Origin of the sequence: Mycolicibacterium chengduense (genome assembly GCF_033741155.1) — a bacterium.
Lineage (GTDB): Bacteria > Actinomycetota > Actinomycetes > Mycobacteriales > Mycobacteriaceae > Mycobacterium.
In genome coordinates this window covers 813,685-836,659 of sequence record NZ_JAWQNH010000003.1, presented here as the reverse complement: position 1 = coordinate 836,659, position 22,975 = coordinate 813,685, and the positions used below count along the sequence as shown (strand labels likewise).

Below are 22,975 nucleotides of genomic sequence, written 5' to 3'. Positions count from 1 at the left end.
CCGGTCAGCGCGGCCGGACCACGATCTCGTGCACGTGGCCGTCCGGCGGGGTGGCCACCGCGTGGGCGACCAGTTCGGCGACGGTCTCCGGCCGCAGGAAATGCTCGGGCTGGTAGTCACGTTCCTCGTAGGCGACCAGGTCGCGCTGCATCTCGGAGTCGGTGCGGCCGGGGAACACCGACGTCACCCGCAGCGACGGTTCGTCGGCGCGCAGTGAATCGGCGAACGCCCGCAACGCGAATTTGCTCGCCGAGTAGGACGCCATCCCGGCCGACACCGTGCGGCCGGCGCCGGAATTGACGAACACCACATGCCCGCGGACGGCCCGCAGCGCCGGCAACAACGCCAGGGTCAGCGCCACCGCGCCGGTCACGTTCACCTCGAAGCTGGCCCGCCACTGTTCGGCGGTGGACTCGGCCACCCGCCCCGGATAGAGCACACCGGCGTTGTGCACCAGCACGTCGAGTTCGGAGAGCACCTCGGTGGCCGATTCGATCGATTCCGGGTCGGTGAGCTCCAACGGCCAGGTCGGAGCGCCGAGGCGGTCGGCGAGAGCGTCCAGGCGGGCCGACGGGCGACCGGCCAGCAGCACGGTGTGGGTGGGGGCGAGCGCGGCGGCGATGGCGGAACCGATGCCGCCCGCCGCGCCGGTGATCAATGCGGTCGGCACACCGTCGAGGGTAGCGATATGCCCGGTCCAATCTGCACGATGCCGCCCGGCGACGCATTATGGATGCGATGCCACCCGACCCGAGCTTTGCGCCCACGCAGCTGGCCGCCCGCGCCGCCTATCTCCTGCGCGGTAACGACCTGGGCGTGATGACCACCGCGGCCCCATTGCTGTACCCGCACATGTGGAGTTGGGACGCCGCGTTCGTCGCGATCGGCCTGGCGCCGCTGAGTGTGGAGCGGGCCGTCGTCGAACTGGACACGCTGCTCTCGGCGCAGTGGCGCAACGGCATGATCCCGCACATCGTCTTCGCCAACGGGGTCGACGGTTACTTTCCCGGCCCCGCCCGCTGGGCTACCTCGGCGCTGGCCGCCAACGCCTCGCGGGTGCGGCACACCTCAGGTATCACCCAGCCGCCGGTGCATGCCATCGCCGTGCAGCGGATCCTGGATCATGCCAAGACCAGGGGGCGCAGCACCCGGGCGGTCGCCGAGGCATTCCTGGACCGGCGCTGGCCCGACCTGGTGCGCTGGCATCGCTGGCTGGCCGAGTGCCGCGATCAGCAGAGCCGCGGCCGGGTGACCCTGTACCACGGCTGGGAATCCGGGATGGACAACTCGCCGCGCTGGGACAGCGCCTACGCCAACGTGATTCCGGGCAACGTGCCCGAATACCAGCGCGAGGACAACAAGATCAACACCGACGCCACCCAGCGCCCGTCGGATCTGGAGTACGACCGCTATCTGTGGCTGGTCGAGGAGATGAAGTCGGTCCGCTACGACGACGAGCTGCTGCCCAAGGTGATGAGCTTCGCCGTGGAGGACGTGTTCGTCTCGGCGGTGTTCTCGGTGGCCTGCACCGTGCTGGCCGAGATCGGCGAGGACTACAAGCGCCCGCTCGCCGACGTCCGCGACCTGCACTCGTGGGCCGACCGCTTCCGTACCGGTGTCGTCGAGACCGCTGACGAAAGAACGGGTGCGGCAAGGGATTTCGACGTACGGGCGGAGAAGTGGGTGGCCACTGAGACCGTCGCGCAGTTCGCCCCGCTGCTGTGCGGCGGGCTGCCGCACGACAAGGAACGCGCCCTGCTGAAATTGCTTGAGGGGCCGCGGTTCTGCGGCCACCCGGACCTGAAGTACGCGTTGATCCCGTCGACCTCGCCGGTGTCGCGGGACTTCCGGCCGCGCGAATACTGGCGGGGTCCGGTGTGGCCGGTGATGACGTGGTTGTTCTCGTGGTGTTTCGCCCGCCGCGGCTGGGCAGAGCGGTCGTCGGTGTTGCGCCGCGAAGGTCTGCGGCAGGCCAGCGACGGCACCTTCGCCGAGTACTACGAACCGTTCACCGGCGAGCCATTGGGCAGCATGCAACAGTCCTGGACGGCGGCCGCCGTGCTGGACTGGCTGGGTTAGTTCGGCTTCTCGGCCGGGGCCTGGTCGCCGAGGCGGTCCAACGAGCCCAGCGCGGCGGCCAGGGTGCGCTGATCGTCCTCACTGAGGTTGCTCACCAGTTCGGCCAGGAACGCCCGCCGGGCGTCGAGGGCCTCCCGGTGCTGAACCAGCCCGCGCGGGGTCACCTCGACCAGTACGGCCCGCAGGTCGGAGGGGTCACGCGACCGCTTGACCAGCCCCAACTTCTCCAGCCGGCGGATCGCCACGGTGGTGGTCGGGGTGCGGACGCGCTCGTGCGCGGCCAGCTCGGTCATCCGGATGGGGCCGCAGTCGAGGAGGGTCAGCAGGATCGACAACTGAGCCAGCGTGAGGTCACCGGCCTGACCCTTGTTGGTGTCACCGCGACGCAGCACGGAGAACAGCTTCGAGAGCACTCGTTGGAGCTCTCCGGCCAGCTCAGCGACCTGCGGTTCGGTCTCGACCATAATTTCGCTAGTCTAACCTGTCAGGGCATGCCAGGTCGGTTCCGCACCGATTTTCCCCTGCCGGAATGCTCACAGCACCTGCGACAGGAAGCGACGCAACCGGTCGGTTTCGGCGGCCTCGAAAATCTGCTCCGGCGGCCCGGATTCGACCACCTTGCCGTGATCCATGAACACCACTGCGTCGGCGGTGGACCGGGCGAAGCCCATCTCATGCGTGACCACCACCATGGTCATGCCACCGGAGCCCAGCTCGGCGATGAGTTCCAGGATGCCCTTGACCAATTCGGGGTCCAGCGCGGAGGTGGCCTCGTCGAAGAACATCACCTGTGGTGACATGGCCAGCGCCCTGGCGATCGCCACCCGCTGCTGCTGGCCGCCCGACAACGTCGACGGACGCACGTCGGCCTTGTGCCGCAAACCAACTCGATCCAGCTGGGCCAGTCCAAGCTCGCGGGCGGCGTCGGCGGCCATGCCCTTGAGTTTGCGCGGCGCCAGGGTGACGTTGTCCAGCACCGTGCGGTGCGGAAACAGGTTGAACTGCTGGAACACCATGCCGATCCGTTGCCGCAGCACATCCGGATTGTCGGCCAGCACCGAGCGGCCGTCGAGCAGGATGTCGCCGCGGTCGGGTTCGTAGAGCCGGTTCAGGGTCCGCAGCAGTGTGGACTTCCCCGAACCGGACGGTCCGATCACCACGGCCGTGCTGCCCGCGGGCACCTCAAGGTCCACCCCGCGCAGTACCGCGTTGGGACCGAACGACAGATGGATGTCCTTGGCACTCAGGGAAACCGCAGCATTCCCCGTCGCTTCGCTCGCCCCTGGACCTTCCCCCGTCGCTTCGCTCGCCCTGGAATCTTTCCCCGTCGCTTCGCTCGCCCTGGAATCAGCCATCAGATCATCTCCTCTTGCACCGGGGCCGGCTGACGGCCGGTGCGCAGCCGCTCGTCGATGAGATTCACCACGTGGGTCAGTGGGATGGTGAGCATCAGATAGAACAATCCGGCCGCCACCAAGGGGGACAGGTTGCCGGTTTGGGCGTTGAGGTCGCGGCCGACCTGGAACAGCTCGCGCTGGTTGGCCACCAGCCCGAGGAAGTACACCAGCGACGAGGCCTTGAGCAACGAGATGAACTGGTTCACCAATGCCGGGAGCACCCGGCGCACGCCCTGGGGCACCACGACCAGCCGCATCGACGAGCGGTAGCTGAAACCCAGCGCACGCGACGCCTCCAGCTGACCGGCCTCCACGCTCTGGATGCCGGACCGGAAGATCTCGCCCACATAGGCCGCCGACATCAACCCCAGTGCCGCAATCCCCAACGGGTACGGGTTGTTTCCGGTCAGGCCACCGACGACCGGCCCGATGCCCAGCCCGATCACCAGGATGATCACCACCTCGGGCAGACCGCGGAAGATGTCGGTGTACACCCGCGCCGGCCAGCGCAGCCAGCGGGACCGCGAGATACCCGCCATGGCGAGCACCAGCCCGAGCAGCACGCCGATGACGGCGGCGCAGACGGTGAGGATCAGCGTGTTCGGTAATCCGGTCTTGAACAGGTCCGGGATGGCCTGCCGATACAGGTCCCAGTCCAGGAAGGCCGCACCCAGTTGCGCCAGAGTCGATTTCGGTGCCGCCGCGCCGGCGGCCGGAGCACCGGCGTGCTGGGCGGCGATGGCCGCGAAGTCGGGGAGCTGCGGGACGGGAGCGGCTTTGGAGCCCGGCTTCCAGCCCGGCGGCAGCGCGCGCGGCACCCAGTCGGAGTACAACCGGGCCCAGGTGCCGTCGGCGATCACGGCGTCCAGACCGGCGTTGAGCGCATCGATGAGCGGTTTGTTCTCCTTGGCGACCGCCCACGCCACGAAGTTGTCCAGGCTGAAGGTGTTCTCGACGATCACCGTGGGGTCCCCGGCCTGCACCGTGCCGACGGCCTGCTGTGACGGCGCCACCCAGGCGTCGATCTGGCGGGTCTTCAGGCTGGCGTAGACGGTGTTGTAATCCGGGAATTTCACCGGGTCCAGGTGCAACGTGTCGACGACGTAGGCCTCCTGGACGGTGCCCTGCACGACACCGATGCGCTGCCCCTTCGCCAGCTGGGAGAAGCCGGTGATGGCCGATCCGGTCGGCACGACCAACGAAAAGTAGCCGAAGTCATAGCCGTTGGTGAACCCGACCGTCTTGCGGCGGGCGTCGGTGGTGGTGATCGACGAGGAGCCGACATCGAACCGTCGGGAGGCCACCTGGGCCAGCAGCCCGGAGAAATCGGTGCCGACGAAGTTGATCTTCAACCCGATCCGGTCGGCGACGGCGCGCAGCAGCTCGTTGTCGAATCCGGTGAACTGACCCTTGGCATCGATGCAGATGCTCGGTGGCGCGTCGGACAGGGTGCCGACGGTGAGCACGCCGGGAACGCCGAGCCCGAGCGCGTTGACGTCGATGCTCTGCAACGGCTCGACCGAAGCCGTGGTGTATTTGTCCGCGCCTGGACCCTTGGCGGCGGCCGCCAGGTTCGTCGGTAGCGCGCTGGCGCTGTCGACGCCGGGTGGGGCGCACTGGTCGGCGTTCGCCGGGGCGGCCAGTGCCAGCCCGCCCGCCAGTACGGCGACCAGCACGCAGACCACCGCCCGGAGAATGCGGTTGGGTACAGACGTCATCGTGGAAACCTAACCGGTCGGTGGCCAACGGAGAATGCTTCGGCTCAGGGCTGCGTCATTTCGGTGCCTGCCGGGCCCCGCCTCAATCGGAGCCGGACGGGATCAGCGGGGCCAGCACCCCGCGCCGCACCAGCTCGGTGAGCATCACCCGGCCCATCAGCGCCGCGCCCGTCTGGCATGCGACGCGGGCGGCGTCGGGGTCACCGTCGGCGATGGCGTTGGTCTCGTTCTCGTAGTGCGCCAACAGGGCTGGCCCGGCGTGCAGGTGGTCGGCCCAGAAGGCGCGCGGGATGAAGGTCTGCGCGGCGTCGATCGCGGCCTGCAGCCGCGGTCCGGCGTGCTGGTCGGTCAGCAGCTGCCGATACTCCCACGCGATGTCGTGAAAGTTCTCGGCCCGCAACTGGCCGGTCAGGTCCTTGAGCCGGTCGATGGTTTGCGGGGTGGCCTCGGCCGCCGCGCCAGCGGACACCAGGCCGTTGAGCACCCCGAACAGGTAGTAGTGCTCCAACAGCACGTGCGCGTCGAACCGCGCGATGAACGCGCCGCGGTGGTAGCGGGTGACCACGATGCCGTCGTGTTCCAGCTGGGCCACCGCCTCCTGGACCGGTACCCGGCTGACTCCGAGAGACGCGGCAAGATCGTTGCGGTCCAAGCGATCTCCGGACCGGAGCTTTCCGGTCAGGATCAGCTGCGCAACGTGCCCGACGACCTGCTCGCGCTCGTTGACGCCGTACCGCTTGGGCAAGTCAGCTCCGGCTGTCGCGCCACCGGACCAGTTCTTCGGCCTCCGACAGGTCGTAGTCCGGGCCGTTCACGCCGACGGTCAGTAGCGAAACCCCCAGCGCGGTGAGCGCTTCGGCATTGGCGATCAACCCGGCGCCGCTGCGGTCGACGCCGGCGGATCGTTCGATGGCGCCCGGATCGCGGCCGGCGTCGGCGCAGTGCCGGTCCAGCACCGCGGCCTTGTCCGGATAGCTTTCCGCGGTGGTGAAACCGTGCCAGATGTGGGCGTACTGCGCGACGAGCTTGAGCGTCTTGCGTTCACCCTGGCCGCCGATCAGGATCGGGATCTCGCGCACCGGTTGCGGGTTGAGTTTCGCCAGCCGTCCGGTGATGCGGGGCATCGCGGCGGCCAGGTCGTCGAGTCTGCTTCCTGCCGTGCCGAATTCGTAGCCGTACTCGTCGTAGTCCTTCTCCTTCCAGCCCGACCCGATGCCCAGGATCAGCCGGCCGTCGGAGATGTTGTCGACGGTGCGGGCCATATCGGCCAGCAGTTCGGGATTGCGGTAGGAGTTGCACGTGACCAGTGCGCCGATCTCGATGCGCGAGGTCTGTTCGGCCCAGGCGCCCAGCATGGTCCAACACTCGTAATGCGCCCCGTCCGGGTCGCCGTACAACGGGAAGAAGTGATCCCAGTTGAAGGCGATGTCCACGCCGAGGTCCTCACAGCGGCGCACGGCGTCGCGGAGGTGACCGTAGTTGGGGGAGTGCTGGGGTTGCAGCTGGACGCCGATCCGAGTCATGACCTCAACGGTAGCCCGCCGCGGCGTTTTCCAAACTCGGTCGGCCTACACGCCGATGGCGCCGCCGTCCCGCCACACCGCCACCACGGCGGGCCGCGCCGGGGCGGTACCGCCGTCGGGCCAGTGCGACAGCGGGTTGTCCAGGCTGTGGTCGTCGCCTTCGCCGGGGTGCTGCACGCTGACGGTGATCAGGTCGTCGGTGATCACCGGACCGCAGGTCTCCGCGCCCACCGGCACGGTGAGGAACTGTTTGGTCTCGCCCCGCCGGTCGCCGTCGAGTGCCACCGCGAACAGTCCGTCGTTGGAGTCCAGCGCATTGCCGTCGGTCGAGATCCACAGGTTGCCGTACCCGTCGAAAGCGACATTGTCCGGGCAGGAGATGGGGCTGACCTGCGTCTTGTCGAAGCCGCCGTAATACGTGTCGGCCGCCGCCGGGTCACCGCAGACCAGCAGCAGGTCCCAGGTGAAGGTGGTGCCGGCGTGGTCGTCGGTGATCTCCAGGACCTGGCCGTTCTTGTTCTCGCTGCGCGGGTTGGCCGCATCCGGCTTGGCCTTGCCGTCGGCGCCGCGCTTGTCGTTGTTGGTCAGCGCGACGTACAGCTTGCCGGTCGCGGGGTTGGCCTCGAAATCCTCGGGGCGGTCCATCTTGGTGGCGCCGGCCTTGTCGGCGGCCAGCCGGGTGAACACCGCGACATCCTGCGCGGAGAATCCTTCGACCAGGGACTCGGCCTTACCGGCGGGCCCGCAGTGCAGCAGCGGGAGCCAGGTGCCGGAGCCGGCGAAGCGTCCCGTGGCGGGCAGCGTGCCGCTGCCGTCGATCTGGTCGGTCGGGATATCGCTGGACAGCTTGGCGACGTACAGCGTGCCCTCGTCGAGCAGCGTCATGTTGTGTGCCATGTTGCCGGGCTCGATCTTCTTGTCCGACACGAATTTGTACATGTAGTCGAAGCGTTCGTCGTCGCCGGTGTACACCACCACGGTGCCGTCCCCGGTGACGTACACGTTGGCGGCCTCATGCTTGAACCGGCCCAGCGCGGAGTGTTTCACCGGTGTCGAGGCGGGGTCCCAGGGGTTGATCTCGATGACGTAGCCGAATCGGTTCACCTCGGTCGGTGTCTTCGCCAGGTCGAAGCGCGGGTCGAAGTTCTCCCACCGTAGTTCCGACGGTTCGGTGAGAACCCCGTAGCGCTTGTACCGGTCGGGGTCCGCCGGCGGTGTGCCCGCGGCGGCACCGAAATACGTATGGAAGTTCTCCTCGCCGGAAAGAATTGTGCCCCAGGGTGTTACGCCGCCGGAGCAGTTGGCGAAGGTGCCGATCACGGTGCGCCCGGCCGGGTCGGCGGCGGTCCGCACGGCGGGAGCGCCGGCGGCCGGCCCGGTCAGGGTGAAGGGCGTGTCGGCGGTGATGCGGCGGTTGTACCGGCCCATGACGGGACGCAATCCGCCCTGCGGGCCGCGCTCGACCTCGACCACCGACAGGCCGACCGCGCCGGTCTCGACGTCGAACTGTTCGCGGGTGGGGGCGTCGGCGTCGTAGCCGTGAAACATGAACTGCGGGCTCACGTACTCGTGGTTGGACACCAGCAGGTAGCGCCCGGACGCGCCGCGGATCGGCAACAGCGCGGCGAAATCGTTGTTGAAGCCGAACTGCTGGCGCTGTGCGGCACCCGTCTGCCGGTTGATATCGAACACCGGGGCGCCGGGCAGCACCGGGTCGCCCCAGGCGATCACGACGCGCTGTTGGTACCCCGCTGGCACGACGACGGTGTCTTCGGTGTTGGGGGCCACGCTGTCGAATCGCATACCGGCCGGTGGCTGCCCCTGCGGTGCCGGCGTCGTGGATGCGGTGCCTTCGGTCGGTTTGTCGCCGGAACAGGCGGCCAGCGCCGAACCCGCTCCCACGGCGAGCACCGCGATACCGGTGGCCCGCAGCACCGACCGGCGCGACATCTCGGTCACGAGGTCACCGAAGTACTCGTTGGCACTGGTGTTGGGTGCCGGCCTGGCGCAGGCGTCCCCGCAGCGATTGCGGCAGGTCACATGCTGGCGGCCAGAGCGGCCGTGGTGGGAGACAAGCAGATTCAGCGGAACGAGGGCCATGGCCGGCGAACCTACGCGAGCCTGGCAATCAGCTGGTGAACTGCTGGGAAAGTCCCGGTTATCCGAGGATCTCGCGCAGCAACTCGACCAGTTTCGCCGGCTGGTCACCCTGGACGGAATGCCCGGCGCCCTCCACCACATGGGTGCGCTGGAATCCCGGTGCGGTGCGGGCGAACGTCGCGGCGTCCTCGTCGTTGACGAAGAACGACTTGGCCCCGCGGATCAGGGTGGTGGGCATGGTGATCGCCGGGACCTCGTCCCACAGGCCGGTAAAACCGTCCCCGTTGCGCAACGAGTCGTAGCGCCAGGTCCAACTGCCGTCGTCGAGTTGCTTGGAATTGTGGAACACGCCGCGCCGCAACGAATTCCGGTCCCGGTGCGGCGCCGCGGCGACGGTGACATCGAGCATGTCGGCGAACGTCGGGAAGGTCCGGTTCTCGTTGACCAGCGCGACGGTGCCCATCTGCGCCTTGGTCATCTCGGTGTGCCGTTCCGGCGCGGACGGGGTGACGTCGACCAGCACCAGTTCGCGCACCAGCTCCGGGGCGGTGGCCGCGATGCGCAGCGCGGTCAGCCCGCCCAGTGACATGCCGACCACCAGCCGCGCGTCGGGGGCGTGTTCGCGCAGGATCGGGGCGATCAGCTCGGCCGCCCGCTTGGGGCCGTAGTCGCCGTCGGTGCGCCAACCGGAGCGGCCGTGGCCGGGCAGGTCGATCGCGAGAGCGGGCACACCCAAGCCGAGGATGACGGTGTCCCAGGTGTGCGCGTTCTGCCCGCCGCCGTGCAGGAACACCACCTCGGGTGCGTCGGTGCCCCACTTGAGAAAGCTGATCGTCCCGGAGTCCGCGCGCGTCACCGGCGGGATCCGGGTGGCCCCGATCTGCGCGGCGTTCTCGGGCAGCAGGCCGAACTCGTCCAGGCCGGCCAGCTCGTCATCCGAGATTTGTGGAGTCATACCCGCAATCATTACGGGTAGGACTCCACAAATCACCGACTAGCCCTGAATGAAGGTTTCCAGCTCCGCGCGGGCGATATCGTCGGCCAGCTGCTTGGGCGGGCTCTTCATCAGGTAGGCCGAGGCCGGGATGATCGGGCCGCCGATGCCGCGGTCCTTGGCGATCTTCGCGGCGCGCACGGCGTCGATGATGATGCCTGCCGAGTTCGGCGAGTCCCACACCTCGAGCTTGTACTCCAGGTTCAGCGGCACGTCACCGAAGGCGCGGCCTTCGAGGCGGACGTAGGCCCACTTGCGGTCGTCGAGCCAGGCGACGTGGTCGGACGGGCCGATGTGCACGTTCTTGTCCTCGACCTTGCCGGCCAGCGAGCCGGTCAGGTTCGACGTCACGGCCTGGGTCTTGGAGACCTTCTTGGACTCCAGGCGCTCACGCTCGAGCATGTTCTTGAAGTCCATGTTGCCGCCGACGTTGAGCTGGTAGGTGCGGTCCAGGGTGACACCGCGGTCCTCGAACAGCTTGGCCATCACGCGGTGGGTGATGGTCGCGCCGACCTGGCTTTTGATGTCGTCGCCGACGATCGGCACGCCGGCATCTTCGAACTTCTTGGCCCACACCGGATCGGAGGCGATGAACACCGGCAGCGCGTTGACGAAGGCCACGCCGGCGTCGATCGCGCACTGGGCGTAGAACTTGTCGGCCTCTTCGGAGCCCACCGGCAGGTAGGACACCAGCACGTCGACCTTGGCGTCCTTGAGCGCCTTGACCACGTCGACGGGCTCGGAGTCGGAGATCTCGATGGTCTCGGCGTAGTACTTGCCGATACCGTCCAGCGTCGGCCCGCGCTGCACGACGATGTCCATCGGCGGCACGTCGGCGATCTTGATGGTGTTGTTCTCCGAGGCGAAGATCGCCTCGGACAAGTCGAAGCCGACCTTCTTGGCATCGACGTCGAACGCGGCGACGAACTTCACGTCGCGGACGTGATACTGCCCGAACTTGACGTGCATCAGGCCCGGGACGGTTCCGTTCTCGTCGGCGTCCCGGTAGTAGTGCACACCCTGCACCAGCGAGGACGCGCAGTTGCCCACGCCGACGATGGCGACCCGAACCTCATTCGACTCAGACATGTGACGCTCTCCTTTTCTTACTTAGGTGCTTGTGCCGGATGCGGGCTGATCAGGGCTGATTGTCGGGGCGGCTCTGCCCCACCCGTTCGGCTGCGATCAATTCGTTGAGCCACTTCACTTCACGCTCACTGGACTCCAGACCGAGCTGGTGGAGTTGCTTGGTGTAGCGGTCCAATGAACTGCTCGCCCGGGCCACCGCCTCGCGCAGACCTTCCCGGCGCTCCTCGACCTGACGCCGCCGGCCTTCCAGGATGCGCATCCTGGCTTCGGCGGGGGTGCGGTTGAAGAACGCCAGATGCACACCGAAACCGTCGTCGGTGTAGTTCTGCGGGCCGGTGTCGGCGACCAGTTCGGTGAAGCGTTGGGTACCGGCCTCGGTGAGCTGGTACACCCGCCGCGCCCGGCGCACTTTTGTCGCACCGAGGACGGTGCCGACGGGTGCGGCGTCCTCGACGATCAGACCGTCGGCTTGCATGCGCCGCAGAGCGGGATAGAGCGAGCCATAGGAGAACGCGCGGAACGCACCCAGCAGGCCGGTCAGCCGCTTACGGAGCTCGTATCCGTGCATCGGCGATTCGAGCAGCAACCCCAGAATGGCGAGCTCCAGCATCGAATCACCTCCTCCTTGGTGGGAACCCAGTCAAAGCCGAACAAATGTCACGTCGGCTCGACACGTCGCGCAATTGTATCGCGCCGATATATTGAGTGCCAGCTGAGGTTGCCAAAGGTGTCGATTTGTCAGGTGCTATTTCTTGGCTTCGTTGACGCGCTTGACGGTGCCGTCGCCGTTGAGCTCGATATAGCCGCTGTTGCCGAACTTCGGGGTGACGTAGATGGAGATCTCGATGCTGCCCGGCGGCTGGGTGATATCGCTGTTGGGTTCGATGCTGACGTGGGTGTTCTTGACCTCGGCGGGGTTGATGCCGACGCTCTCGGCCGCCCCCCGGATCAGCCCCACCATCTTCGGGATGTCGAATGCGCCGAGGTCGACCACCTTCGCGTCACTGCTGACGCTGGTCTCCGACGGGTCGTCCCAGCCGCCGCGGTAGTAGTAGTTCAGGGCGCGCCGCGGTTCCGAGGGATCGGGCCGGGTCAGTGAGGCGTAGTCCTCGAAGATGGTGATGCTGTAACCCTTGGTGTCGCCGAACTTCTGCCGCATCTGCTCGAACAGGCCCGTCAGCCCGCCGAGCGACTGCAGCTGCCGCGGCGGGGTGAGCACCGTGCCGGTGATGCCGTCGGCCTTGGCGCCCGGATCGGTGGTGAAACTCAGCGGGGACGACGTGTTGCCGTACAGCCCCCACCCGATGGCGATGCCCAGCAGCACCAGCACGGCCGCCGTCGCCACCCGCAAACCCCAGCCCGCGCCGGGGGCCAGGCTGCGTTCGGGCTTGAGGTTCGGCAGCTTGACCGGTGCGTTGGCCACCTGTAGGTCGCTGACCAAGCCTTGCAACTCGCCGAGCGTGGCGGCATTGGTGGCGGCGCTGACCCGCTGCCGATGTTCCTCCATGGACAGCTGGCCCTCGGACAACGCGGTGTCGAGCACCTTGCAGGTGTCGTTGCGGTCGCTGTCCTTGGCCCGCGTGCCTGCGGTCTGCCGTGTCGCCACGCGATGATCGTAAGAGCTGCTGTACGCCCGCTGCTGGTCAGCTGGGATTCTTCTCGACGCGTTTCACGGTGGCGGCCGGATCCAGATACAGGTAGCCGGTGGAGCCCGACTTGGTGGTGATCTTCACCAGCAGCTCCAGCCCACCCTGTTCGGCGATGTAGTCGACGTCCAGATAGGTGCTCGCCACGTCGGCCGGTGCGATGTTGAGCGTCGCGGGCGCGGCGGCCACCGCGGCGGCCGTGGCCGCGGTGTCGAATGCGGCCACGTCGGTCAGGTCGTCGGTGTCCGACCGATCGCGCCGGGACGGGTCATCCCAGCCGCCGCGATACGGGTACACCATCTTCTGCTGATCGTCGGCCGGATCGGGGCGGGCGAGGTAGGCCTGGTCGGTGGTGATGGCCAGTTCGTAGCCCGTGGTGTCGCCGAACCGGCCGCGGATCGAGTCGATGATCGCGCTCAGCCCTTCGGCGGTGAGCAGGTCGCGCGCCGGTTTGACGACCACGGGCGGCACGGTGTCCGGGACGGCAACGGTGCTCAGCGCCTTGTGCGATTCCGGGACCGGCACCGCGGAGCTCGGCTGCGGGCTCGGGCTGCTCGCCGGAGTGGTGGCATCGGGCCCGCCGCTGAATGCGACGACGGCGATGACGATGGCGGCCGCCGCCCCGACGCCCGCCAAGATCAGGTTTCGGCGCCGCCGTCCCTGGCGTACCGGCGCCGGACGCTGCTCGTCGGGAATCTGAAGATCGGCCAGCAGCGGATCGAGCTCGCCGAGGGTGGTGGCCGTCACGGCGGCGCTCACCCGGCGCCGGTGCTCGTCCCCGGACAGCTGCCCGTCGGCCAGGGCGTTGTCCAGTAATCGGCAGGTCGCGTCGCGGTCGCTGTCCTTCGCCCGAGTCCATGCGGCCATGGCGAAGATCGTATTCCTGGGGTACGTGTGGCGCTGGTCCTCCCTCGACTGCCCAGACGACCGACGTACTCTGGTCATCGTGCGATTGCAGCGACAGGTGGTGGATTACGCGCTTCGGCGCCGATCCCTGCTGGCCGAGGTGTATTCCGGACGGACCGGAGTCACCGAGGTGTGCGACGCCAATCCCTACTTGTTACGCGCCGCCAAATACCACGGGAAGCCCAGTTCGGTGATGTGCCCGATCTGCCGTAAGGAACAGCTCACCCTGGTGTCCTGGGTTTTCGGCGACCACCTCGGTCCGGTGTCGGGTTCGGCCCGCACCGCCGAAGAGTTGGTGCTGCTGGCGACGCGTTACGACGAATTCGCAGTACATGTGGTGGAGGTATGTCGGACCTGCAGTTGGAATCACCTGGTCAAGTCCTATGTGCTCGGAACGCCGAGGCCGCCCAAGGCCCCCAAGGCGCCCCGCACTCGAGCGGCGCGCTCCGGCGCGCGTACGGCCAGTGAATAACGAAGGGCGCCATTCGAGGTCAGCGGGGGATGCCGAACGGGAGCCTTCCGCTGCCCCGGGCGCACACCGCCGGGCCAACGTCGCGCCCGATGATCGGCAGACCACTCTGCTGCCCCCGGTGCGCAACCCCACCGAGCCGCATCTGCGTGATCCCATCGACGTCGTCAAGGCGGCGCTCGACGGTGCGCCCCCGCGCAAACCACCGCCTCCGGTGCCACCGCGCCCGCCTGTCGGTGGGCCGCCGCCCGGCCCCACCGGGCCACCCAAGCCGGCGCGTGCCCGCTTCCAGTGGAAGTGGGTGCGCCGGGCGGTCTACCTGGGCCTGGTGTTGTTCCTGGTGCTGCCGTCGGTCACGTTCGCGATGGCCTATCTCATCGTCGACGTGCCCAAGCCCGGTGACATCCGCACCGCGCAGGTGTCGACGATCCTGGCCAGCGACGGCAGCGAGCTGGCGAGAATCGTTCCGCCGGAAGGCAACCGCGTCGATGTCAGCATCAACCAGATCCCGGTGCACGTGCGCGACGCCGTGATGGCCGCCGAGGACCGGGACTTCTACAGCAATCCGGGCTTCTCGCTGTCCGGGTTCGCACGGGCGTTCAAGAACAACATCTTCGGCGGCGATCTGCAGGGCGGGTCGACCATCACCCAGCAGTACGTCAAGAACGCCTTCGTCGGCGATGCCCGATCCGGGGTGGGCGGCCTGGTGCGCAAAGCGAAAGAACTCGTCATCTCGACGAAGATGTCGCGCGAGTGGAGCAAGGACCAGGTCCTGGAGTCCTACCTCAACATCATCTATTTCGGCCGCGGCGCCTACGGCATCTCGGCCGCCGCCAAGGCCTATTTCGACAAGCCCGTCGAACAGCTCAATGTCGCCGAGGGCGCCCTGCTGGCCGCGCTGATCCAGCGGCCGTCCACCCTGGACCCCGCCGTCGACCCGGAGGGTGCGGCCGACCGGTGGAACTGGGTGCTCGACGGCATGGTCGACATCGGTGCGCTGTCCAAGGCCGACCGGGCCGCGCAGGTGTTCCCGCCGACGGTGCCGCCCGAGCAGGCCAGCCAGCAGAACCAGACCACCGGGCCCAACGGCCTGATCGAACGCCAGGTCACCAAAGAGCTGATGGATCTGTTCAACATCAACGAGCAGACGCTGAATACCGAAGGCCTGCAGGTCACCACCACCATCGATCCGACCGCGCAGAAGGCGGCCGAGGACGCGGTGACCAAGACGCTGGACGGGCAGATGCCCGATATGCGGTCGGCGGTGGTCTCGATCGACCCCAAGACCGGCGGGATCAAGGCCTATTACGGTGGCTCGGACGCCCAGGGCTTCGACTTCGCGCAGGCGGGGTTGCCGACGGGATCGTCGTTCAAAGTGTTCGCGTTGGTAGCGGCCCTTGAGCAGGGCATCGGGTTGGGGTACCAGATCGACAGCTCCCCGGTGACCGTAAACGGCATCAAGATCACCAACGTGGAGGGCGAGGGCTGCGGCGTCTGCAATATCGCCGAGGCGCTCAAACGCTCGCTCAACACCAGCTACTACCGGCTGATGCTGAAGCTCAAGAACGGGCCGCAGGACGTCGCCGACGCCGCGCACCAGGCTGGTGTCGCCGAGAGCTTCCCCGGCGTCGACCACACCCTGAGCGAGGACGGCAAGGGCGGTCCGCCCAACAACGGCATCGTGCTGGGCCAGTATCAGAGCCGAGTGCTCGATATGGCTTCGGCGTACGCCACGTTGGCGAACTCCGGCGTCTATCACAAACCGCACTTCGTGCAGAAGGTCGTCGACTCCGACGGCAAGGTGCTCTTCGACGCATCGCAACAGAGCGATCAAGGCGAGCAGCGTATCGACAAGGCGGTCGCCGACAACGTGACCGCGGCCATGCAGCCGATCGCCGGCTGGTCCAGAGGCCACAACCTGGCCGGCGGCCGGCCCTCGGCGGCCAAGACCGGCACCAACCAGCTGGGAGACACCGGCGCCAACCGGGATGCCTGGATGGTCGGCTACACCCCGTCGCTGTCGACGGCGGTGTGGGTGGGCACCACCTCGGGTACCGAGCCGCTGGTCAATCAGGGGGGTGGCCCGGTGTACGGATCCGGCCTGCCGTCGGACATCTGGAAGGCGACGATGGACGGTGCGCTCAAAGGCACCGACAATGAGTCGTTCCCCAAGCCCACCGAGATCGGTGGCTATGCCGGGGTGCCGCAGGCGCCTCCGCCACCGCCGCCGGCGCCCTCTCCGCCGCCGGGCATGCCCTCGGAGACGGTCATCCAGCCGACGCTGGAAATCGCGCCGGGAGTGACCATCCCGTGGGGTCCGCCGACGACGGTGCCCGTCGCGCCGCCCCCGCCGGGTGATCCCAATGCGCCGCCCGCGCCGCCCGGAGCGCCGCCGCCACCGTGACCGAACCCGAAGAGCCGCAGACGGTTTCGCCTGCGCCGCTGGCGCGCGATGTCCGCAGTGCCGACGACCGAGACCTGCCCAGCCGCACCGACGTGCTCGGGTCTGCGCTGTCGCAGACCATCGGTGGCCCGGTCGGGCGGCACGCGCTGATCGGACGGGCGCGGTTCTTCACCCCGCTGCGAGCCATGCTGGTGATCGGTGTCATCTTCCTGGCGCTGGGGTATTCGACGAAGGCGGCGTGCCTGCAGTCGACCCACACGGGCACCGCGGCGCAACGCGTCGCCAACTGGGAGAACCAGCGGGCCTACTACGAGCTCTGTTACTCGGACACGGTGCCGCTCTACACCGCGGAACTGTTGAACCTGGGCAAGTTTCCGTACAAGTCCAGCTGGGTCGACGTGGACAGCACCGGTAAGCCCAACGTCCAGTACGACGGCAGCCCGGCCATCCGCTACATGGAATATCCGGTGCTGACCGGTATCTACCAGTACCTGTCGATGACGCTGGCCAAGACGTACTCGGCGCTCACCACGGTGGTATCGGTGCCGAAGGTGGCCGAGGTGGTGATGTTCTTCAACATCTCGGCGTTCGGGCTGGCGCTGGCGTGGCTGGCGACGGTGTGGGCGACGGCGCTGCTGGCCGGGCGCCGGATCTGGGACGCCGCCCTGGTTGCCGGGTCACCACTGCTGATCTTCCAGATTTTCACCAATTTCGACGCGCTCGCCGTGGCCTGCGCCACCGGTGCCCTGTTGGCGTGGGCGCGGCGAAGACCCGCGTTGGCCGGTGTCCTCGTCGGCGTCGGGGTGGCGCTCAAGCTGTATCCGCTCTTGCTGTTGGTGCCGCTGGCGATGCTGGCGCTGCGCACCGGCCGCTGGCGCGCGGTGGTGACCACGGCGCTGACCGCGGTGGTCACCTGGATCGTCGTGAATCTGCCTGTGCTGGTGCTGTTTCCCCGCGGGTGGTCGGAATTCTTCCGACTCAATGCCCGCCGCGGCGACGATATGGATTCGCTGTACAACGTGATCAAGTCGTTCACCGGGTGGAAGGGCTTCGATCCGAACCTCGGGTTCTGGGAGCCGCCGTCGGTGACCAACGCGGTATCTGCGGCGCTGTTCGCGCTGTGCTGCATCGGTATCGGCTACGTGGCGCTGACCGCGCGGCAGCGGCCGCGGGTGGCGCAGCTGGCCTTCCTGGTGGTGGCTGCGTTCCTGATGACCAACAAGGTGTGGAGTCCGCAGTACTCGCTGTGGCTGGTGCCGCTGGCCGTGCTGGCGCTGCCGCACCGCCGAATCCTGTTGGCGTGGATGACCATCGACGCGCTGGTGTGGATACCGCGGATGTTGTTCCTGTACGGCGAGCAGAATCGTGGCCTGCCCGAACAGTGGTTCACCGCGACGGTGCTGCTGCGCGATATCGCGGTCGCGGCACTCATCGCCTTGGTGATCCGCCAGATCTACCGGCCCGAGCTGGATCTGGTACGCCGCAACGGCACCATCGACGACCCGTCCGGCGGGGTGTTCGCCGACGCGCCGGACGCCTTCCCGACGTGGGTACCGGCCTGGCTGCGGCCCCGTCCCGTCCCGATCGGGCCCGAGCCGGCGCCCGAGGGCAACTCCGACGTCGAACCGGCGCGGGTCGGCTGAGTGCGGTTTCATCCGCAGCACGCGGCTGCGGCTGTATCGAATCGCACATTCGCGGCCGAGCATTCGGCGTGATTTCGCAGATCAGCGGGCGGACCTGTAGCCTGGGCAGGTTGCCGACGCAGGCGACCCTCCTGCCACGGAACGACCGTGGCCGCAACGACCATAGGAGGTGATGGGTTTCTCATGCGTCCATACGAAATCATGGTCATTCTCGACCCCACTCTCGACGAGCGCACCGTAGCTCCGTCGCTGGAGACGTTCCTGAACGTCATCCGCAAGGACGGCGGTTCCGTCGACAAGGTCGACATCTGGGGCCGTCGCCGGCTGGCCTACGAAATCGCCAAGCACGCCGAGGGCATCTACGCCGTCGTCGACGTGAAGGCCGAGCCCGCCACGGTGTCCGAGCTGGACCGTCAGCTCAACCTGAACGAGTCCGTGCTGCGGACCAAGGTGATGCGGACCGACAAGCACTAGGCCGATACCCGCCGCCGATGTCGGGCGACTTGCGTAGGCTCGCGCCCAACATAGGCTGCCCACTGCCCAGGAGGATCTTGTGGCTGGTGATACCACCATCACTGTTGTCGGAAATCTGACCGCCGACCCGGAACTGCGTTTCACGCCGTCCGGCGCGGCTGTCGCGAACTTCACGGTGGCGTCCACGCCCCGGACGTTCGACCGCCAGACCAATGAGTGGAAGGACGGCGAAGCGCTGTTCCTCCGCTGCAACATCTGGCGGGAAGCGGCCGAGAACGTGGCCGAGAGCCTGACCCGGGGTTCCCGCGTGATCGTCACCGGCCGGCTCAAGCAGCGGTCCTTCGAAACCCGTGAGGGTGAGAAGCGCACCGTCGTCGAGGTCGAGGTCGACGAGATCGGCCCGTCGCTGCGGTACGCGACGGCCAAGGTGAACAAGGCCAGCCGCGGTGGCGGCGGCGGCGGTGGATTCGGCGGCGGATCGAGTCAGCCGCGCAGTGCGGAGCCGAAAGACGATCCGTGGGGCAGCGCCCCCGCGGCCGGCTCCTACAGCGGCGCTGACGAAGAACCGCCCTTCTAAATCAACACTGACACGTTTGAACTGAGAAAGAGATAGACCCATGGCCAAATCGAGCAACAAGCGGCGGCCGGCCCCCGAGAAGCCGGTCAAGACCCGCAAGTGCGTGTTCTGCTCCAAGAAGGGCAAGAACCAGGACATCGACTACAAGGACACCGCGCTGCTGCGCACCTACATCAGCGAGCGCGGCAAGATCCGTGCCCGCCGGGTGACCGGCAACTGCGTCCAGCACCAGCGCGACGTCGCCGTCGCCGTGAAGAACGCCCGTGAGGTGGCTCTGCTGCCGTTCGGTTCGTCGACGCGGTAAGGGAGGAACCACATCATGAAGCTGATTCTCACCGCTGAGGTCGATCACCTGGGTGTCGCCGGCGATGCCGTCGAGGTCAAGGACGGCTACGGCCGTAACTACCTGCTCCCGCGTGGGCTGGCCATCGTGGCCACCCGTGGCGCCGAGCGTCAGGCCGACGAGATCCGTCGGGCCCGCGAGACCAAGGAAATCCGCGGCGTCGAGCACGCCAACGAGGTCAAGCAGGCCATCGAGGCCCTCGGCCCGGTCACGCTGCCCGTGCGGGCCGGCGAGGGCGGCAAGCTCTTCGGCTCGGTCACCCAGGCCTCCGTGGTCGCCGCCATCAAGAAGGCCGGTGGCCCGAACCTGGACAAGCGCACCGTCGAGTTGCCCAAGGCGCACATCAAGAGCGTCGGAACGCACCCGGTCGGGGTGCGGCTGCACGCGGGCGTCACCGTGTCGGTGCCGCTCAACGTCGTCGCCGAGTAGTCAAGCGATTCTGGTAACGCCCGGGTGGGTCACCACCCGGGCGTTGTCATGTCTGCAGCGAACGCGTACCGGAATTTGCTCCCAGCAACCGCAACCGACTGTTAACCGCGACGGCCCTTCCGGGCAACACAACACGCCCGAGATGGCAACCCTGGGCGACACGCCGGAGATGTTTGCATCCACAACTATGGACGGTTTGACGATAGCCTTGACCTGCGGGTTATTCGATTACCGATGAGTTGATCCACAAGTTCTCCCCATCCGCTCAACACGGTTGTCCACGGCTGTCCACACGCCATCCACAGAGGTGTCCACAAGCTCGTTTGCATGCCGTCCAGCAACGTCTAATGTTGGCCGTCGCGAGCCGATGGCACCGCACCATCACGGCAGCTATAATCGAACAGGTGTTCGACACCTTTGAACTCAGGGGGAGGGACGCTTAGTGGCTGTCGTGGACGATCTCGGTCATCACGGTGTGGACGAGCCGCCCAGCGAGGATTTCGGGCGTCAGCCACCCCAGGATATGGCGGCCGAGCAGGCGGTGTTGGGCGGCATGATGCTCAGCAAGGACGCCATCGCCGACGTCCTGGAACGCATGCAGCCGGGCGACTTCTACCGACCCGCGCACCAAGATGTCGCGATGGTCATCCTGGACCTCTATGACCGCGGCGAGCCTGCCGATGCGGTCACCGTTGCCGCCGAGCTGGACCGCCGCGGCCAGCTGCGCCGCGTCGGTGGGGCGCCGTACCTGCACACGTTGATCTCCACCGTGCCCACCGCCGCGAACGCCGGCTTCTACGCCGGGATCGTGGCCGAGAAGGCGCTGCTGCGCCGGTTGGTGGAGGCCGGCACCCGGGTGGTCCAGTATGGGTACGCCGGAGCCGACGGTGCCGATGTGCACGACATCGTGGACCGGGCCCAGGCCGAGATCTACGACGTCACCGACAAGCGGCGCCAGTCCGAGGATTTCGTCCCGCTCGAGGACCTGCTGCAGCCCACCATGGACGAGATCGACGCGATCGCCTCGCAGGGCGGCATCTCGCGCGGCGTGCCGACCGGGTTCATCGACCTCGACGAGGTGACCAACGGTCTACATGCCGGGCAGATGATCATCGTGGCGGCGAGGCCTGGTGTTGGGAAGGCGTTGGCGTTGGACACCCTGCTGCCGACGCCGACCGGCTGGACCACCATGGGTGAGGTCGAGGTGGGCGACCAGTTGATCGGCGATGACGGGCAGCCGACCCTAGTGGTCGCCGCGACCGACGTGATGACCGACCGCCCGTGCTATCGCGTCGAGTTCTCTGACGGAACGGTGATCGTTGCCGATGAGCAGCACCAGTGGCTGACCGAGACCCGTGCCTCTCGGCGGTCCGCACAAGCTGCCGCAGCAGGCTACAACCGGATGAGGAATCAGCGCACCTTCTCCGAGGTCAGGACCACCCGGGAGATCCTGGATACGCTGCGGTGCCCGACGGCCGATCGACGACTGAACCACTCTGTGGCGAATACGAGGGCAATCGAGTGCCCGGATGCTGATCTGCTGGTTCCGCCTTACACGTTGGGCGCATGGCTGGGTGATGGCACGACAGCGTCCGCACAGATCACGACCGCCGACCCTGAAATCGTCGCGCGCATCGAAGGCGAGGGGATCGTTGCCGTCCCGTCCACCGTCTCGCCCATGCGGTATCAGCTGACGTTGCCGCCTGCACCGGAGATCGAAGCGCGCGCGTGCGTGGTGTGCGGTGCCCGGTTCGTCCCGCGGACCAGCCAGGTCCGTACCTGTGGACGGCGTTGTGGCGGTGCCGCCCGCACTACCGCCTCGGTGCCGGCACCGACGTGTTCGCATTGTGGTGGACCATCGATCGGCTTGGTGTTGTGCCAGCGGTGCCGGAACACGGTCGGCACGTTGCAGGCCCGGCTTCGCACCATCGGGGTGTTGGGAGACAAGCACATTCCGCTGCAGTATCTGCGTGCTTCGGAATCGCAGCGCCGGGCGGTCCTAGCGGGCCTCCTCGATACCGATGGCACCGTCACACGCGGTGGCTCGGTGCAGTTCTCGGTGACCAACCGTCGGTTGGCCGCCGACGTGTACGAGCTGATCGTGAGTTTGGGCTATCGCTGCCAGACGTCGACGAAGCGGGTTGCCGGTCGAAGTGAGGAATCCTCGACCGCCTACACACTGACCTTTGCGACCGATGACATCGTGTTCGGTCTCGAGCGGAAGGCGATGCGGCACAAAGAGCGTCGTGCGGTGTGCGGGACTAGCCGGCACACATCGCGATTCATCGTCGACGTGCGCAAGGTCGACTCGGTGCCCGTGCGGTGCGTTGAAGTCGATAACGCCAGTCACATGTACCTCGCGTCGAGGTCCATGGTGCCCACCCACAATTCAACCCTCGGACTGGATTTCATGCGGTCCTGCTCCATCAAGCACCGGATGGCCAGCGTCATCTTCTCGCTGGAAATGAGCAAGTCCGAGATCGTGATGCGGCTGCTGTCGGCCGAGGCCAACATCAAGCTCGGTGACATGCGCTCCGGCCGGATGAACGATGACGACTGGACCCGGCTCGCCCGCCGTATGAGCGAGATCAGCGAGGCACCGCTGTACATCGACGACTCGCCGAACCTGACCATGATGGAAATCCGCGCCAAGGCTCGGCGGCTGAAGAAGAAAGCCGATCTGCAGCTGATCGTCGTGGACTACATGCAGCTGATGACCTCGGGCAAGAAGTACGAGTCGCGCCAGCAGGAGGTGTCGGACTTTTCCCGAAGCCTCAAGCTGATGGCCAAGGAACTCGATGTGCCCGTGGTGGCGATCAGTCAGCTCAACCGTGGTCCCGAACAGCGCACCGACAAGCGGCCCCAGGTGTCGGATCTTCGCGAGTCGGGTTCACTCGAGCAGGACGCCGACATGGTCATCCTGTTGCATCGCCCGGACGCGATCGACCGCGACGATCCGCGCGGCGGTGAGGCCGACCTGATCCTGGGCAAGCACCGTAACGGGCCGACCGCGAATATTACTGTGGCGCACCAGCTTCACTTGTCGCGGTTCACGAATATGGCGCGGTAGTTCGGGCTCATTTGTAGGGTCTCATTTCAGATGGCCAAATCTCAACCGTACTGGCCACTGATTGGCCAATTGGCCACAAGTTGAGATTTTCCGGGGGTGCACCCGGCGTGTCGT

Annotated in this window: 21 protein-coding genes; 9 read left to right on the top strand and 12 right to left on the bottom strand. The window is 67.2% G+C overall.

The window, feature by feature from the left end:
• Nucleotides 1-4 precede the first annotated feature (4 nt).
• Nucleotides 5-670 (bottom strand): SDR family oxidoreductase, encoded by a 666-nt coding sequence (locus SBI67_RS14500; RefSeq protein ID WP_318981204.1) that lies wholly within the window; start codon nucleotides 668-670, stop codon nucleotides 5-7.
• A gap of 68 nt (nucleotides 671-738) precedes the next feature.
• Here SBI67_RS14500 and ggh point away from each other — a divergent pair, with 68 nt between their 5' ends.
• Entirely contained in the window at nucleotides 739-2,079 is a 1,341-nt protein-coding gene (gene ggh / locus SBI67_RS14495; RefSeq protein WP_318981203.1) for a glucosylglycerate hydrolase, read from the top strand.
• Here ggh and SBI67_RS14490 read toward each other — a convergent pair.
• From SBI67_RS14490 to SBI67_RS14440, 11 genes are all read right to left on the bottom strand, one after another.
• Nucleotides 2,076-2,543 carry a MarR family winged helix-turn-helix transcriptional regulator gene (locus tag SBI67_RS14490; RefSeq protein ID WP_266047984.1) on the bottom strand — a complete coding sequence of 156 codons (468 nt, stop codon included), beginning with the start codon at nucleotides 2,541-2,543 and terminating at the stop codon, nucleotides 2,076-2,078. The two genes, ggh and SBI67_RS14490, sit on opposite strands and share 4 nt — an antisense overlap.
• Before the next feature lie 69 nt (nucleotides 2,544-2,612).
• The gene (locus tag SBI67_RS14485; protein ID WP_318981202.1) at nucleotides 2,613-3,434 is read right to left on the bottom strand and encodes an amino acid ABC transporter ATP-binding protein; all 822 of its coding nucleotides are present in this window, start codon (nucleotides 3,432-3,434) and stop codon (nucleotides 2,613-2,615) included.
• Nucleotides 3,434-5,194 carry an ABC transporter substrate-binding protein/permease gene (locus SBI67_RS14480; RefSeq protein ID WP_318981201.1) on the bottom strand — a complete coding sequence of 587 codons (1,761 nt, stop codon included), beginning with the start codon at nucleotides 5,192-5,194 and terminating at the stop codon, nucleotides 3,434-3,436. The genes SBI67_RS14485 and SBI67_RS14480 overlap by 1 nt, the downstream gene beginning before the upstream one ends.
• An 82-nt stretch (nucleotides 5,195-5,276) precedes the next feature.
• On the bottom strand, nucleotides 5,277-5,939 hold the full coding sequence (locus SBI67_RS14475; RefSeq protein WP_318981200.1) for a GntR family transcriptional regulator: 663 nt from the start codon (nucleotides 5,937-5,939) through the stop codon (nucleotides 5,277-5,279).
• Between the two features lies 1 nt (nucleotide 5,940).
• Nucleotides 5,941-6,717 (bottom strand): LLM class F420-dependent oxidoreductase, encoded by a 777-nt coding sequence (locus SBI67_RS14470; RefSeq protein ID WP_318981199.1) that lies wholly within the window; start codon nucleotides 6,715-6,717, stop codon nucleotides 5,941-5,943.
• Between the two features lie 45 nt (nucleotides 6,718-6,762).
• A complete protein-coding gene (locus SBI67_RS14465) occupies nucleotides 6,763-8,817 on the bottom strand; it encodes a PhoX family protein (protein ID WP_318981198.1) in 2,055 nt (684 codons plus the stop codon).
• A 58-nt stretch (nucleotides 8,818-8,875) separates the two neighbouring features.
• Entirely contained in the window at nucleotides 8,876-9,772 is an 897-nt protein-coding gene (locus tag SBI67_RS14460; protein ID WP_318981197.1) for an Rv0045c family esterase, read from the bottom strand.
• 39 nt (nucleotides 9,773-9,811) lie between these two features.
• Nucleotides 9,812-10,900 carry an inositol-3-phosphate synthase gene (locus SBI67_RS14455; RefSeq protein ID WP_266047990.1) on the bottom strand — a complete coding sequence of 363 codons (1,089 nt, stop codon included), beginning with the start codon at nucleotides 10,898-10,900 and terminating at the stop codon, nucleotides 9,812-9,814.
• Nucleotides 10,901-10,949: 49 nt separating this feature from the next.
• Nucleotides 10,950-11,510 (bottom strand): PadR family transcriptional regulator, encoded by a 561-nt coding sequence (locus tag SBI67_RS14450; protein ID WP_318981196.1) that lies wholly within the window; start codon nucleotides 11,508-11,510, stop codon nucleotides 10,950-10,952.
• 135 nt (nucleotides 11,511-11,645) lie between these two features.
• Complete coding sequence (locus SBI67_RS14445) at nucleotides 11,646-12,506, bottom strand: DUF1707 SHOCT-like domain-containing protein (protein WP_318981195.1); 861 nt, start codon at nucleotides 12,504-12,506, stop codon at nucleotides 11,646-11,648.
• A gap of 37 nt (nucleotides 12,507-12,543) precedes the next feature.
• Nucleotides 12,544-13,413 (bottom strand): DUF1707 SHOCT-like domain-containing protein, encoded by an 870-nt coding sequence (locus SBI67_RS14440; protein ID WP_318981194.1) that lies wholly within the window; start codon nucleotides 13,411-13,413, stop codon nucleotides 12,544-12,546.
• Nucleotides 13,414-13,492: 79 nt separating this feature from the next.
• On the opposite strand from SBI67_RS14440, the gene SBI67_RS14435 reads away from it, so the two are divergent.
• The 8 genes from SBI67_RS14435 (at nucleotide 13,493) to dnaB (ending at nucleotide 22,861) form a co-directional block, all read left to right on the top strand.
• Nucleotides 13,493-13,924, top strand: a complete 432-nt coding sequence (locus tag SBI67_RS14435) for a DUF5318 family protein (protein ID WP_318981193.1) — start codon at nucleotides 13,493-13,495, stop codon at nucleotides 13,922-13,924.
• Complete coding sequence (locus SBI67_RS14430; RefSeq protein ID WP_318981192.1) at nucleotides 13,917-16,325, top strand: transglycosylase domain-containing protein; 2,409 nt, start codon at nucleotides 13,917-13,919, stop codon at nucleotides 16,323-16,325. The genes SBI67_RS14435 and SBI67_RS14430 overlap by 8 nt, the downstream gene beginning before the upstream one ends.
• Nucleotides 16,322-17,968 carry a glycosyltransferase family 87 protein gene (locus tag SBI67_RS14425; RefSeq protein ID WP_318981191.1) on the top strand — a complete coding sequence of 549 codons (1,647 nt, stop codon included), beginning with the start codon at nucleotides 16,322-16,324 and terminating at the stop codon, nucleotides 17,966-17,968. Before SBI67_RS14430 ends, SBI67_RS14425 begins: the two co-directional genes overlap by 4 nt.
• Nucleotides 17,969-18,151: 183 nt before the next feature.
• The gene (gene rpsF / locus SBI67_RS14420; RefSeq protein ID WP_018603055.1) at nucleotides 18,152-18,442 is read left to right on the top strand and encodes a 30S ribosomal protein S6; all 291 of its coding nucleotides are present in this window, start codon (nucleotides 18,152-18,154) and stop codon (nucleotides 18,440-18,442) included.
• A gap of 79 nt (nucleotides 18,443-18,521) precedes the next feature.
• Nucleotides 18,522-19,019, top strand: a complete 498-nt coding sequence (locus SBI67_RS14415; protein ID WP_062657614.1) for a single-stranded DNA-binding protein — start codon at nucleotides 18,522-18,524, stop codon at nucleotides 19,017-19,019.
• 40 nt (nucleotides 19,020-19,059) lie between these two features.
• Nucleotides 19,060-19,323, top strand: coding sequence for a 30S ribosomal protein S18 (rpsR, locus tag SBI67_RS14410; RefSeq protein ID WP_024452435.1), 264 nt, complete (start codon nucleotides 19,060-19,062; stop codon nucleotides 19,321-19,323).
• Between the two features lie 15 nt (nucleotides 19,324-19,338).
• Nucleotides 19,339-19,791 carry a 50S ribosomal protein L9 gene (gene rplI, locus SBI67_RS14405; protein WP_266047995.1) on the top strand — a complete coding sequence of 151 codons (453 nt, stop codon included), beginning with the start codon at nucleotides 19,339-19,341 and terminating at the stop codon, nucleotides 19,789-19,791.
• A 442-nt stretch (nucleotides 19,792-20,233) separates the two neighbouring features.
• On the top strand, nucleotides 20,234-22,861 hold the full coding sequence (dnaB, locus tag SBI67_RS14400) for a replicative DNA helicase (protein WP_318981190.1): 2,628 nt from the start codon (nucleotides 20,234-20,236) through the stop codon (nucleotides 22,859-22,861).
• Nucleotides 22,862-22,975: the final 114 nt, after the last annotated feature.